Genomic DNA, 13,852 nt, shown 5'->3' on the forward strand with positions numbered 1-13,852 from the left:
CGGCTGGGAATTGGACCGGCGTCCGTCACCCGCCGCGGCTGTGGGTGCATTGCTGGCAGGTGCGCCGATTGCGCTGATTACGATAGGCTCTTTGAGAGGTTCTTTCCCTTGTCATCATCCCATTTGTCCCGCCGGCATTTCTTCCATGGCGCACTGCTGGCCGGTGCGATCCCCCTGGGCGGTTTCGGCAGTGTTGCCTCGCTGAAGGCCATGGGCTACAAATCCCCAAATGAGAAGCTGAACCTGGCCGCGATCGGCGCCGGCGGACAGCCTGCCGCCGATCTGAAGCTAGCCCATTCCGGTGTTGAGAATGTAGTTGCGCTGGCCGATGTGGATTGGGCCCGCGGCAAGGAATCGTTCGAACGATTTCCCGACGCCAGGCGCTACCGGGATTTTCGGGAGATGCTGGACAAGTCCGGCAAGGACATCGACGCCATTGTCGTTGGCCCACCGGACCACATGCACGCCTACTGCGCGATCCACTGCATGCAGGCGGGCAAGCACGTCTATGTCGAGAAGCCGCTGACCCGGCTCTCGGGCGAAGCGCGCATGATGGCGGCGGCAGCCGAGCGGTATAACGTCGCCACTCAGATGGGAAATCAAGGCTATTCGCACGATGCCACACGCGTTGCCTGCGAGATCTTCTGGGCCGGTGAGATCGGCGAGGTGAAGGAAGTTCACGCCTGGACCGGTAAGCCAAGCTGGCCGCAGGGCATGACGAAGGTGCCGCCACCGGCACCCGTCCCGGATACGCTCAACTGGGACCTTTGGCTGGGCACAGCCGCCTCGAGGCCATTCGCGGCAGGAGATGCCGACTACGCGGCTTTTGTGGCGGATCGCAATGCCAAAGCTGGCCGGCCGAATTCGACGGATGGTTTCGGATTCTACTTGCCGTTCAACTGGCGCGGATTCTACGATTTCGGCAGCAGCCTGATCGGCGACTGGGGCGTCCATATCCTGGGCCCCGCCAATTGGGCGCTGCAGTTGAGCCCTAAATACCTGGTGAGCGTGGAGTGTATCAAAAAGAGTGACTTGCCGCCGTTCACCTTCCCGGACGAGCTCACGATCAGGTACGACTTCGCGGCACGTCCCGGCATGCCTCCAGTGACGGTGTATTGGTATCACCACGCAAATGGCGACGCCTATCTGCCGCCCGGCATGACTATCGAGGACGCACGCAAAGTTCCCGGTGAGGGCCCGCAGGTGGGGCCCATGCAAGGGCAGGGTGGCTTCCGCATGGGTACGGGCGGCGTGGCCCCAGCCCAGGCGCCTCGTCCGGCAGTCAGGCCCGCGGGTCCAGCCAATCGCAGCGGGTACAATCTGATCTTCGCCGGCTCGAAGGGGTATATGGGCACCAGCGGAAGGGGTGAGGGCGTCGGGTTGCTGCCCGGGGCGCGCTGGAGCGAATACAAGCTGCCGGATCCATATCTATCGCGTTCGCCCGGTGCGAGCACAGGCAGCAACCATGCGGCGCATCTCCACGATTGGGTGCGCGCCTGCAAGGGGGGAGCGCCGGCCTGCTCCAACTTCTCCATCGCGGCGCCTTATACCGAATGGCTCGTACTGGGCTCGGCCGCGGTTCATGTCGAGGGCAAGCTGCTGTGGGACAACGCCAAAGGCGAGTTCAGCAACAACAAGGCGGCGAATCAATGGGTGAAGCCCGCCTACAGAAAGGGCTGGGAGGTGAAGGTATGATGACGCGCAGGGAATTGGGTAAAGCCGCAATGGCCGCGCTGCCGGCTGCCACACTTCGGGCAGCGGCGAATTCCAAGTTCGGGGGCGTGCAGATCGGCGCGATCACCTACAGCTTCCGCGCCTTGCCGAGCACGGCGCAGGACGTTTTGAAGTTTTGCGTCGAGCTTGGTCTGAGCTCGATCGAACTGATGTCCGACCCCGCGGAGTCATTTGCGGGTGCGCCCGCCCCGCCGAAGTTCCCGGCAAGTGCTGGACGTGAGATGACGCCGGAGCGCCGCGAAGCGATGCAGAAGTTTGCGGATGAGCGCAAGAAGTGGCGGCTATCGGCATCGATGGGTAAGTACAAGGAATTCCGTAAGCTTTACAACGACGCCGGTGTCAAGATCGACATTTTCAAGCTCCCACTCGAAGCCTCTATGTCGGATGACGAGTATGAGTACATCTGCACGGTGGCGAAGACGCTGGGCGCTAACTGCATCACGATGGAGCTGCCCACAAAGGCGGAGCACTCCAAGCGCGTAGGCGAATATGCGACCAAACACAAGATCTTCATCGGTTACCACAACCACACGCATGTGGATGCGCATAGCTGGGATGTGGCGCTGTCGCAATCGAAATACAACTCGATCAATCTGGATGTGGGCCACTTCACCGAGGCGATCAACGGGTCGCCCATCCCATTTATCAAAGAACATCACGACCGCATCACCAGCTTTCACCTGAAGGACAAGAAGTTCGGTACGAAGGGCGGGGGGAACGCGCCCTGGGGCCAGGGCGACACTCCTCTGAAAGAAGTGCTGCAGCTGATGAAAAAGGAGAAGTACGAGTGGCCGGCAAACATCGAGTTGGAGTATGAGGTTCCGGCCGGTTCCAGCGTGCTGGCCGAAATGAAGACGTGTGTCAAGTTCTGCCAGGACGCCCTGGCTTAGCCGCTAGCTCTGGCGGAACCGGTGTGGATTCCGCCAGGGCAACCATCCGGTATGTAACGAACTCGTTCCGGCGTTGCCGATAGGGGTGCGGTGGTTAGATAATGGACTATGGCGCCAGAGGGTAGAGAGGGTACTGATCCAAGTGGACAGTTCCAAGGGTTCCTGATCTCCGCCAATCCCCAGGCAGTGCGCATCCAGGCGGAGAAAATAGCATCCAGTAAGACCTTTCGCACTTCCGAGCGAATGAGCCGTTTGCTGCGCTTCGTGGTCCATCGATCACTGGCCGGTCAGGGTTCAGAGCTCAAAGAATATCTGCTGGGCGTGGAGGTCTTTGACCGAACCAGCGCGTTCGATCCGCGAACTGATCCGATTGTGCGCGTGGAAGCACGCCGGCTTCGCTCAAAACTCAAGGCTTATTACGATGGCGAAGGTCAGGAAGACGACCTGATCATCGAGATGCCCACCGGCTGTTATGCCGCCGCATTCCGCATGCGCGGCGAGAGCCGGCCCGAGGCAGTAGTGGAAGAGAATCCAGCCACCAGTATCGCCGTTCTCCCGTTTTCGAACTTGAGTCCCGAGCCGGACGGGGAGTATTTCAGCGATGGCCTGACCGAAGAGCTGATCCATGCCCTGACCAAGGTGCGGGGCCTGCGCGTCGTGGCCTGGACGACTGCCGCTCAATTGAAAGAGGGTCGCGACGACTATTCAGCCGTGGGGCGCCGTCTGATGGTGGGCTCGGTTCTGCAGGGCAGCGTGCGGCGATCCGGAGAGCGCATCCGGATCACGGTACGGCTGGTGCTGACGGAGTCCGGACAATACCTTTGGGCTGAAACCTACGACCGTTGGATGGCTGACTTATTCGACATACAGGAAGACATCGCTCGCGAGATCGCCGAGAGTCTCCGCGTTCAATTGCTGGGCAGCCCGGCTCCCGCGGAGAGCAGCAGGCGGCGTTGGAACGTCGATGCTTACGACCGCTACCTGCAGGGCCGTTACCAATGGAACAAGCGGACCCGTGAAGGATTCCAGTCTGCTATCCAGTTGTTCTCACAGGCCGTCACCATCGATGCCGGTTTCGCCCCGGCCTATGCTGGTTTAGCGGATAGCTACAGTGTGATGGCGGAGCTGGGCTTTGCGTCTACCAGGGACACCATGCCGATGGCGAAAACCGCGGCATTGCGGGCCCTGGAACTCGATCCCGATCTCGCCGAGGCACACACTTCCCTGGGGCTCATCGAATCACTGTATGAATGGCGTTGGAGGGAAGCAGGCGTTCGTTACCGCCGGGCGCTTGAGTTGCATCCCGGCTATGCAACGGCCCAGCACTGGTACGCCTGCGATTATCTTGTGCTGCTCGGCCGGTCGGACGAAGCAATTGAAAGAATGAAGCTGGCGGTGCAGCTCGATCCGTTGTCGATTGCGATTCAGGACTCGATGGCGTTGGCCTACCTGCTGGCACGTCGCTACGACGAAGCGCTGCTGGAGTTCAAGCGCGGGCTCGAAATCCACGGCCGGCATTACAAGTTCGTTACAGGCATGGGGCGGGTATTGGCGCACATGGGCCGCTACGACGAGGCGCTGGCGCTTTTTGAGGAGGGACGGTCGATGCCGGCCAATCTGCCGAGTCTGTTGGGCGCGATGGCGCAGACTTATGGCTTGGCGGGCCACCCGGAACGGGCGCGGGCCCTGCTGCGTGAACTGGATGAGATGGCTCACCATCGCTACGTACCCTCTACCGCACGGGCGCTGGGCCACCTGGGGCTGGGTGAGAAGAGCGCCGCACTCGATTGGCTGGAAGGCGCGTGCGAACGGAGGGAATTGCCGGTGAGTTCGCTGGGCGTACATCCCGGCTATGATCTGCTGCATGGTGAGCCGCGATACGAGGCGATGGTCAGGAAGCTGGGCCTGCGTGGCTAAGGCCCAGCACTCCCCCAACTATTTCAACATCACGACATGCGCCTGCGCCTCTTTGAGGCAGCGTTTGTAATCCGCCGCGGACTGCTGAACCCGCTCGTCGTCCGACCCGAACGTGCGGGCCAGCACGGGCATCGCCTGCTGATACAAATCCACTGATTCCACATAGTGACCCTGTGCCCGGCGCAGTGCGGCGAATTCCAGCCGCAGCAGCGCCACGTCAGCGCTCTCCTCGCCCCTGGTTTGGACTGAGAGATCGATCGCCTTACGGAAGGTGGCCACGGCCAGGGGATAGCGTCCAACTTCGGCTTGGAATCCAGCCAGGTTGCCCAGAATGCTCGCCAACTCCCTCTGGTGGTCAGCCCCGGATGCTTCCAGCAGGAGTTGGGCCTCGACAAACAGCGGACCCGCCTCGTCCAGACGTTTCTGCCGCCTGTAAGTCTGTGCCAGATTGTTAATGGCGATAGCCTTCATATGCGGTGTCGGGGCAGGGTGCTGTTGCCACAGCTCCACCGACTTGCGGAAGCAACGATCGGCCTCTTCGTAGCGGCCCGATTTCGCCGCAATCTCGCCCAGTTCGTTCCATGTAGCGGCCACATCGGCGCGCGCCGAGTTGCTGCTGCCCGTGGAGGCGGTGAGGATCCTTTCACACAAAGCCTGAGCCTCTTCCAGCCGTCCCAAGGCCAGGTAGATGCTGGCGAGGACCCGTAATTTGTGCCCAAGATGCGGGTCGGCCGTCCCCAGCCAGTGATCGGCAACTCTGACGGACTGCTCAGCGAACTGGCGTGCCTCATCCAGCTTGTTCGTATCCCGCAGCAGGTCAGCCAGATTCGCTAATGCACCGGCGTATTCCAGGCTATCGGCGCCCTGGACCGGCAGAATCGCCTTCAGCGCGTCCCGGTAAAGTGCGGCCGCTTCTTCCAGATGTCCCTGACGGCGCAGGATGCCCGCCAGATTGACCAGTGTGGTACCCAGGCCGCTGGGCTTGATCGAACTCTTCGGCCATTCCTTGGCGGCTCGCCGGTAGAAGGTTTCTGCTTCGGCGGTTTTGGACTGCAGGTGGCACTCAGCGCCGAGATTGTTGAGGACGAGTGCCAGGCGGGGTTCCTCGTGGCCGCTATGTTCCATGCGGGCCAGCACTTTGCGGTAGATTGTCTCCGCATCGGCGTGGCGGCCTTGATTGTGCGCCAGGGCGGCTAGGGTGAATTCGTCGTCCAGCGCGGGACCCGAAGCTTTAAGGCCAGCCAGCAAAACCAACGAAATGGTGAGGCCGCGGGCCAGCCGCTGCAGGTGGGTGGGCAGCGGCTGCGACGTGGCGGAATGTGAAACCCAGATGGAACTCATAGCCTCTCCTTACGTGCATCTTGAGGCAGGAGAGGGGTCGCTTCGGAGTAATGCGAGGGTTAGCTTACGGTAGGGATTTTACGGTAAAAACATGGTCTCCAGGACACAAAAAGAGAGTGCGGCACCACGGGCGTGCCGCACTCTCGTTCCTGCAAAGGGGTCACAGGCTAGAACAGGAACTTCAACGCAAGTTGCATGTAGCGGGCGCTGCCGGCACCGGTGATGCGGCCCAGTTGTGTACTGGCCACATTGGTGTTCGGCGTGTTGTAGTTCACACGATTGAGGGCGTTGAATGCCTCCCAGCGAAACTGCAGATCCTTCTTCTCAGCGACACGGAATCGCTTGGAGAGGGAAGTGTTGAACTGGATGGCCCCTGGCCCTTCCAGGATGCCCAGGGGAGCGCTGCCCCAGGTGTACAGGGCCGGGCTCGCGAAGGCGGCGGTGTTGAACCAGCGGTCGGGCGTCGGGTTCGAGATGTGCGGATCACCCACCAGGTTGGCGCGCGAGCCATCCCCGTTCCCCAGGTTCGAGTAGCCGCCCCCGATAGAGAACGGCGCACCCGACCGGCCTTGCTGCGTGAACGAGAAGTCCCATCCGCCCAGTGCGGCATCGGCGAGCCGGTTGACCGAAGACAGGTAGTGCCGCCCGTTGCCAAAGGGCAGTTCCCACACCAGGGTGGCGAATTCGACGTGGCGGAAGTCGAACGAGGTGCGGCCGCGGTTGTACCAGGCCGGGGAGAAGGCCAGGATCGAAGTGCCTTCATCCGTTCCATTCGAGGCTTCGCCCATCGACCGGGAGAAGGAGTAGGAGAATGTGAAAGACACACCGTTGGCGAACCGACGCTCCGCCTTCGCCTGCAGGGCGTTATACCAGTTCCGTCCGTAGTTCTCCATCCGCTGGACACTGCTGATCAGCGGATTCGGACGATCGGCCTGCAGGTTGGTGTGCGGGCCTACGGTGGGCGCGTTATATGGGATGAAGATGACCTCACGGTCCACCTTGGTCCCGACATAACTCAGCGTCAACGCGGACTTCCACGGCAGAGCCGTCTGGACGGTCATATTCCATTCGTGCGTGCGGGCCGCCTTCAGCCGGGGGTCGACGGCTTCGCCGATACCGAAGATACCAAAGGCGTTAGGATCGGAACTCCACACCGTCTCCCAGGGCTGAAGCTGTGAGAGGCCAAACCCGAGGGATTCCACACCCCAGAACGGGAGATTGGCGGCCGAGGAGGCCGACCGGTTGCCCGTGAAACTGTTGTAGAACAGTCCGTAGGCGGCGCGCAGGACGATCTGCCTTTGAGAGAACGGCCGATAGACGGCCCCGATGCGCGGAGCCCAGTTGCCGTTGCCTTCCAGCAGGTTGTCACCGTACCCGGCCTGCCGCGACGTGGTCCACAGTCCAGCTGTGGCCGCTGCCACGTTCGGCGTATTCAGGAACGCGTTGATATTGATGTTACCGTCGCCCTGGACCGCGGCGACCACCTTCTGCAGCTTCGGATCCCAGGTACTGGTGGCCTGGCGCATGTTCTTGCGGGCATACCAGCGCTCATACCGCAGGCCCAACTCGATCGTGAAGTTCTGCCGCAGACGCCAGCTGTCGTTGAAGTAGAAGCCCGTGTAGGGTGCGCGGTTGGTGCCGAATTCCGCCAGCGGGGCATTGCGAGAACTGGAGGAGGTGAGACCCAGCAGGTAGTCGGCGAAACCGTCGTTCGTATACAGGTTGCCGAAATTGTAGGTGCCGCGCACACAGCAGCTGCCATGGTCGCCATAAGTGTGCGAATCACCATATTCGAAGCCGGCGGACATCGTGTGCGCGCCGCGGAAATGCCGCAGGTCGGCCTTGCCGTTGTAGACGCTGCCCCACAACGAACCGGGAGCGCCCCAGCCCGAGTAATAGATGCCCTGATACCCGCTGCCGATGTTCAGGTTGGGCGGCCCGATCCATTTCTCACGACCCGCCGTCGGGAAGCCCTGGATACCCGCGGAGAGAGCGTCGTTGTTCACCCCCAGCTCCGCGTTCGTGTAGTTTTCCCGGGTGCGCAGCATGCCGCCCAGCAGCGTGAGCACCGTGTTGCTGGACATCGTCCAGGTGTAGTTGACCCCGATGTTGTGCTGGCTCACCGTGTCGTCCGTCACCGCACTCGGCTTGTATCCGAGTTGTGTGCTGGGCTGGCGAATGGTGACATAGCGGGCGTAGATTCGTTGCGCATCGTTGATCTGGTGATCGACGCGGCCCGTACCCTCCCACGTGTTGTTCACCGTGCCCGTGTTGGCTTTGAACAGGCCACCTGGCGAGTTGGCTTCCAGCAGCTTCGGCAGGAAGTATTTCGACGCGCCGGAGATCCGGTTGGCGGGAATCACGTTGTTCGGGAAAGGAGACTTCGTGAGTGGATCCAGGATGGTCCGGCCAGTGCCCGAAAAGTCACCTGTCTTCATGGCCGCCGTTACGGCCTGCGTATTCCAGATCTGCTCATTGTGAATCACAGTGCCTTCAAAGCTGCCGAAGAAGAAGGTGCGGTTCTTGATCACAGGCCCGCCCACCGCCGCTCCGAACTGGTTGCGGCGTACCCGCGGCGGCTTAGTGGCGAAAGTGTTGCGAGCGTTGAACGCATCGTTCTGCAGGAACTCCCAGGCAGCCCCGTGCAATTCGTTGGTGCCCGACTTCGTGGCCACCTTTACCTGTATCGGGTCCCTGCCATTCTCGGCGCTGAAGTTCAGCGTCTCCACGGTGAACTCCGCTACTGTGTCGACGTTCGGCATGCCGGTGCCGCCCTCATCCATGGGCGCGTTGGAGACCAGTCCATCCAGTTGGAATGCGGCTTTATTGCTCCGCAGTCCCTGGCCTTGCACATAGGTGGCGCGTTCGCCGCCGGATTGAGTGCTCGCCCAGCGCATGCCAGGGACGAGCGAAACAAGCGCCAGCGGGTTTCGGGTGTCCAGCGGCAACTCCCTGATCTGCCTCATCTGGACCACCGTCTCCGCGCTGGTCTTCTCCGTCTGGAGCAACTCGGCATTGCCCGTCACCGAGACCGACTCCGTAATCTCGCCAACCGTCAGCACGGGGGAAACACGGCTGCGGTCGCCTACCGTTAATTCTGCTTTGACAACTTCCCAGGTCTTGAAGCCCTTGGCCTTCACTGTGATCGTGTACTGGCCGATAGGCAGCGACAGGATGCTGAAGCTGCCATCCGCGTCGGTTGTTGCGCGCTTGATAAGACCGGTTCCGAGATGCTGCGCTGCGACTTCCGCCCCAGGTACGGCACTACCGGAGCTGTCGGTGACCGTCCCGAAGAACGCGCCTTCGGTACCGATCTGGGCCGGCAGCAGGAATCCGGTGAGAAACAAAAAAATACATGCGAGACTCACGATTCGCATTGGTGGCTCCTTTGGGTCAATCTTCGGGGTGGAAGCGGGTTGAGTCAATTGAAGTTGGGCCCCACTTTCCTGCATATTGGAAAGTTGGTTTCCGGAGCGTTCGTTTGCTGCTAGAATCCAGCAGGTTGGATTTCTTGAGGAGAATTCGATGCCTGCTGACAAGACACCCACCGTTCCTGCACTGGAGCGCGGCCTGACGATTCTCGAGTTGGTGGCCAAGTCCAAGAACGGCTTTACCTTCTCGCAACTGGCATCGCAACTGGCGTTTCCAAAGAGTTCGATCCATAGCATTCTTGTGACGTTCGAGCGCCTCGGCTACCTGCAGAAACTGGAGTCCTCGGGCCGATACGTGGCCGGCTTGAACCTGGTGCGGATCGCTACCGTAGCCTCATACGGCATCACGCTGAGGCAGAAGGCCGGCCCGTTGCTGTGCGAGTTGACGCAACGCACAGGGCTTACCGCCCACATCGCGATTCTGGAAAACAACGAGGCTTTGCTGGTTGCCAAAGTCGAACCTTCCGGGATCATGCCGGTGGCGACATGGATCGGGAAACGCATCGACTATCACTGCACAAGCCTCGGTAAAGCGTTGATCGCGTGGCGGCGTGAGGAAGAGATCAACCGGCTCGTCAAGGAGCGCCGCATGCTGCGTCACAACGAGAATACCATCTCGACCCTGACCCGCCTCAAGCAGGAATTGATGCGCACTCGCCAGGCCGGTTACTCCGTCGATGACGAGGAAGAAGAGATCGGTATTCGTTGCATTGGAGCGCCCGTGCTGGGTGTCTCCGGAGAGGTGGAAGCCGCCGTCAGCGTCTCCGGCACGGTGGAGCAGATCCGGACCGAAGACGTCGCGCGGATGGGCGCCTTGGTCCAGGAGGCGGCTTTCGAAATGTCCCGACGGCTCGGTTGGGCGCCATCGGCCCGCGAGAGCTGAACTAATTTCCAATACCCTGGAATCCGGGTTTGCGTCGGCAGCGACGCGCGGGAGAATGGCGATATGCGTCTGAAGGATAAAGTTGCGATTGTAACGGGCGGAGCCCACGGAATTGGCCGTGCGATTGCCGAAGTCTTCGCCGAACAGGGCGCTGCTGTCCTCATCGCCGACCTCGACGCCGAGGCCGGTGCGGCACTGGCGGAGTCCATGCGCACCGCCGGCGGCCGAGCGGAGTTCTGGCAGACCGATGTCAGCTCGAAGACAGCCGTCTCCGAAGCCATTGACATCGCGGCCCGCTGGACCGGCCGCATCGACGTGCTCTGCAACAATGCCGCCTACCTGGGCGAATTCCACGCAGTCCTGGAAGCCAGCGACGACGAGTGGGACAAGTGCCTCAAAGTGCAGCTTCTCGGGACGAACAACTGCACCCGGGCGGTCCTGCCTTACATGATCAATCAGCGAGCCGGGTCGATAGTCAACGTCGTCTCCATCCAGGCCATGGTTGGCTGCCCCACCTCGGTTGCCTACACGGCGGCAAAGGCCGCCCTGTTGGGCTTCACCCTCAGCGCAGCCTACGACTATGGCAAGGACAACATCAGGGTCAACTCCCTTTGCCCGGGTCCCATCCAGACCCGCATCTCGCCCAAGCCGGGTGAACCCTCCTATGACTGGCAATGCGCCCAGACACTGCTGGGCCGCGTCGGACAGCCGCGCGAAGTGGCCCAGGCCGCGCTCTTCCTCGCCTCCGACGAGTCGTCCTATGTCACCGGCGCCACGCTGCCCGTGGATGGCGGTTGGACGGCCCGCTAGTCGGTTTCCGATTAGCTGGACTGATGGGGCGGATTGCCCGCGAAGGGGCATGGCGCCGCGTGCGGTGGTCCGTATAATCGCAGTTGATGAATCGATGCGTCTTCCTTCTGTCGATCACGCTGGCCGCCTGCTGGGCTGAGCAGTTGCCCGTCCGCGTCACCTGGGGCCACGGTTCCAAAGCGGCGGCGGCGATGCCACTGCAAGTCACAGCGGATGGCGGCATGACCATCGGGAGCCTGGCCAAAACCGGAGCCGCCGACGGCGCCGTTGATGGTCTGCGCTTCATCCTCGAGAGCCCGGCGCGCACAGAGCCGAAACTACAGAAGCTCCAGGTAATCTGGGCCGATCTGCTGGCCGCCGCCGATGCCGACACCGCCCGTCGCCTGGGTGATGACGCCGCGATGGATCCGCATGCCCCCAGGCTCTATGTGAAAACACGCGGCGACGGCACCGGCGGCTTCGCCGTCACGATCGAGCAATTGAAAAGGGAACGCGCGATCTGGGTGCCCTCCCTCGACCTCTACATCACTGCCGGAGATCCGTTTGTCCCCTTCGCGGAGCATTTGAAATCTCTCGCGCCGTGGAAAGGCCAGCGAATCCTGGAGCAAATCCAGGCCGCGCCGGAAGCGAGCTACGAAGAGTACACCGGCCGCTGGGAGGACATGGGCAGCCCTGCATATGTGAACCCGCAGCAGACCGGTGCGGGCCACATCATCGGCCTCGCCTGGGACAGTTCCATTCATAAGTTCGGCATCGACCGGGGCGCCGGCGTCAGGAACGACTTCGGCAATCCCGACCGATTCCGCTTCTGGTTCGAAGTCGGAGACATCACCAAGGGCATCGCCAGGAGCTGGAAGAAACAGGGACTCTTCGACGGCCTGCCGCTGGTCACTACCGTCTTCGAACGAGAAGGCATCCACTACGAAATCGAGCAGTTCGCTTACCCGCTCGAAGGACCGCCATCGCAACGCCGCGGCGACATGCGCATGGTGCTCATGCAACGCCTGCGTGTCACGACACTCGACGGCAAGGCCCGCCGCATCCCCATCAATCTCAGCCACCGGAGGGCGATGCCGGGCGGGCTGAGCGCCCTCTTCGAGGTGGAACAGTCCGGCGCGAAGACCGTCGTCCACAACCGCAGCTTCGGCCAGACCTTACTGGAGATCGATGGCGGCAATGGCCGCGCAGTCTGGTCCGGAGTGCAGGACTACGACGACCAGAAGATGAGGCGCGTGAATCTTTCCATTCCGCTGGAAATCCCTGCCCAAGGTGCCGGCGAGTTGATCGTGAAGCTGCCTTCCCCCATGGTGGACGCAGCCGGCGCAGAACTTCTCGCCAAGCTCGACTACGACCAGGCCCGAACGGCCACCGTGAACTTCTGGAACTCCTGGCTCGACAAAGGAGCTCAATTCCAGGTCCCCGAAAAAGTGGTCAACGATCTCTTCCGGGCGAGCCTCTGGCACGCACTACGCCTGCCGCGGCGCCATGGAACCGGTGACGACACCCGCATCGACTTGCCCTATTCCAACTTCGCCTACGACCAAACCGGAACCCCGTGGCCCGTCAATCAGGCCGTCTACATCGACTACATGCTCTTCGGCCTGCGCGGCTACGGCGACGTTGCGGCCGAGGAACTCAAGGCGCAGTACCGCAATAACCAGGAGCTCAATGGCCATGTCAGCGGTTACGCGAACTGGCTCGTCTACACGCCAGGCATGCTCTATGCCACCGCGCAGAACTACTTCCTGTCTGGCGACAAGGCCGCTCTTCAGCGCGTGATGCCCGAGTCGTTGAAAGCCTTGGAATGGTGCATGGCGCAAGTCGCCGCGGCCCAGCATCGCGAAGGGCCGGCGAAGGGGCTCGTCTCTGGTCCTCTGAATGATCTCACCGGCGAAGGGCTATGGGCCTTCAACCAGGCCTACATGTATGCCGGCCTCGATCTCTTCGGCAAAGCCTTGGAACAGCTCGGCCATCCGCAGGGAGCCGCCGCCCGCGCGGCCGCTAAGCAATTGGCCTCAGCCGTGGATCACGGTTTCCGGACAGCCAGCGCGAACTCGCCCCTCGTACAATTGCGCGATCATACTTGGATCCCCTACGTGCCCTGCGAAGCCAATACATTCCGGCGCATCCTGGACGATTGGTATCCCACCGATGTCGATACCGGAGCCGCGCACATGCTGCGCCTGAAGGCCGTTGCCCCCACCAGCGATCTCGCGGACTGGCTGCTGAATGACCACGAGGACAACCTGTTCATTCGCGGCTGGGGCATCGCAAACGAACCCGTCTACAATCAAACCGCCACGGCTTATCTCTGGCGCGACGATCCGAAGGCCGTCATCCGCACCTTCTATAGCTACATGGCCAGCGCGTTCAGCCACTCGGCCCTGGAGCCGGTGGAGCACCGCTCGACGCATGGCCAGTACTTCGGCCCGCCCTCCACCGACGGAGCCTGGTTCGAGCTCTACCGCAACATGCTCATCCTGGAGCGCGATGATGACTCGCTGCTGCTGGCAGGCTTCACGCCGCGAGCTTGGCTGGGCGAAGGCAAGACGATCTCCGTGAAGCGCGCGCCCAGCCGGTTCGGCCCGGTTTCCATGACCATTGAGAACAAGGGCGGCCGCCAACTAAAGGCCACTGTCGAATTGGGCGTAGGCGCGCGGCCATCCGCGCTGCTCGTTCGCTTCCGTCATCCTGCCGGCAGCCGGATGACCGCAGTCACGGTGAATGGCCGTGAGTGGACCGATTTCGATGCCGCCAAAGAATGGGTGCGCCTACCGGCTCCCCAGGAGAAAAGTCATGCGATCGTGGTGCGCTACTGATGTTTCCAGCTAATGGGAATGTGATTC

Annotated in this window: 8 protein-coding genes; 6 read left to right on the plus strand and 2 right to left on the minus strand. The window is 61.8% G+C overall.

Going from position 1 to position 13,852, the window contains the following annotated elements:
- Positions 1–108: 108 nt before the first annotated feature.
- The 3 genes from ACR9Y2_RS33690 (at position 109) to ACR9Y2_RS33700 (ending at position 4,541) form a co-directional block, all read left to right on the plus strand.
- Positions 109–1,695: a Gfo/Idh/MocA family protein gene (locus ACR9Y2_RS33690; protein WP_435046273.1), complete on the plus strand. Its 1,587-nt coding sequence runs from the start codon at positions 109–111 to the stop codon at positions 1,693–1,695.
- Positions 1,692–2,624 (plus strand): sugar phosphate isomerase/epimerase family protein, encoded by a 933-nt coding sequence (locus tag ACR9Y2_RS33695; protein ID WP_435046274.1) that lies wholly within the window; start codon positions 1,692–1,694, stop codon positions 2,622–2,624. Before ACR9Y2_RS33690 ends, ACR9Y2_RS33695 begins: the two co-directional genes overlap by 4 nt.
- A gap of 243 nt (positions 2,625–2,867) precedes the next feature.
- Positions 2,868–4,541: a tetratricopeptide repeat protein gene (locus ACR9Y2_RS33700; protein WP_435046275.1), complete on the plus strand. Its 1,674-nt coding sequence runs from the start codon at positions 2,868–2,870 to the stop codon at positions 4,539–4,541.
- Between the two features lie 18 nt (positions 4,542–4,559).
- Here the strand turns inward: ACR9Y2_RS33700 and ACR9Y2_RS33705 are convergent, their stop codons facing one another.
- A complete protein-coding gene (locus tag ACR9Y2_RS33705; protein ID WP_435046276.1) occupies positions 4,560–5,882 on the minus strand; it encodes a tetratricopeptide repeat protein in 1,323 nt (440 codons plus the stop codon).
- Between the two features lie 167 nt (positions 5,883–6,049).
- Complete coding sequence (locus ACR9Y2_RS33710; RefSeq protein WP_435046277.1) at positions 6,050–9,259, minus strand: carboxypeptidase regulatory-like domain-containing protein; 3,210 nt, start codon at positions 9,257–9,259, stop codon at positions 6,050–6,052.
- Between the two features lie 148 nt (positions 9,260–9,407).
- On the opposite strand from ACR9Y2_RS33710, the gene ACR9Y2_RS33715 reads away from it, so the two are divergent.
- The 3 genes from ACR9Y2_RS33715 to ACR9Y2_RS33725 all read left to right on the plus strand — a co-directional run bounded on the left by ACR9Y2_RS33715 (position 9,408) and on the right by ACR9Y2_RS33725 (position 13,825).
- Positions 9,408–10,196, plus strand: a complete 789-nt coding sequence (locus ACR9Y2_RS33715) for an IclR family transcriptional regulator (RefSeq protein WP_435046278.1) — start codon at positions 9,408–9,410, stop codon at positions 10,194–10,196.
- A gap of 63 nt (positions 10,197–10,259) precedes the next feature.
- Positions 10,260–11,006, plus strand: a complete 747-nt coding sequence (locus ACR9Y2_RS33720; protein WP_435046279.1) for an SDR family NAD(P)-dependent oxidoreductase — start codon at positions 10,260–10,262, stop codon at positions 11,004–11,006.
- Positions 11,007–11,092: 86 nt separating this feature from the next.
- Complete coding sequence (locus tag ACR9Y2_RS33725) at positions 11,093–13,825, plus strand: hypothetical protein (RefSeq protein ID WP_435046280.1); 2,733 nt, start codon at positions 11,093–11,095, stop codon at positions 13,823–13,825.
- Positions 13,826–13,852 lie beyond the last annotated feature (27 nt).

This window comes from Paludibaculum fermentans (assembly GCF_051172195.1).
Lineage (GTDB): Bacteria > Acidobacteriota > Terriglobia > Bryobacterales > Bryobacteraceae > Paludibaculum > Paludibaculum fermentans_A.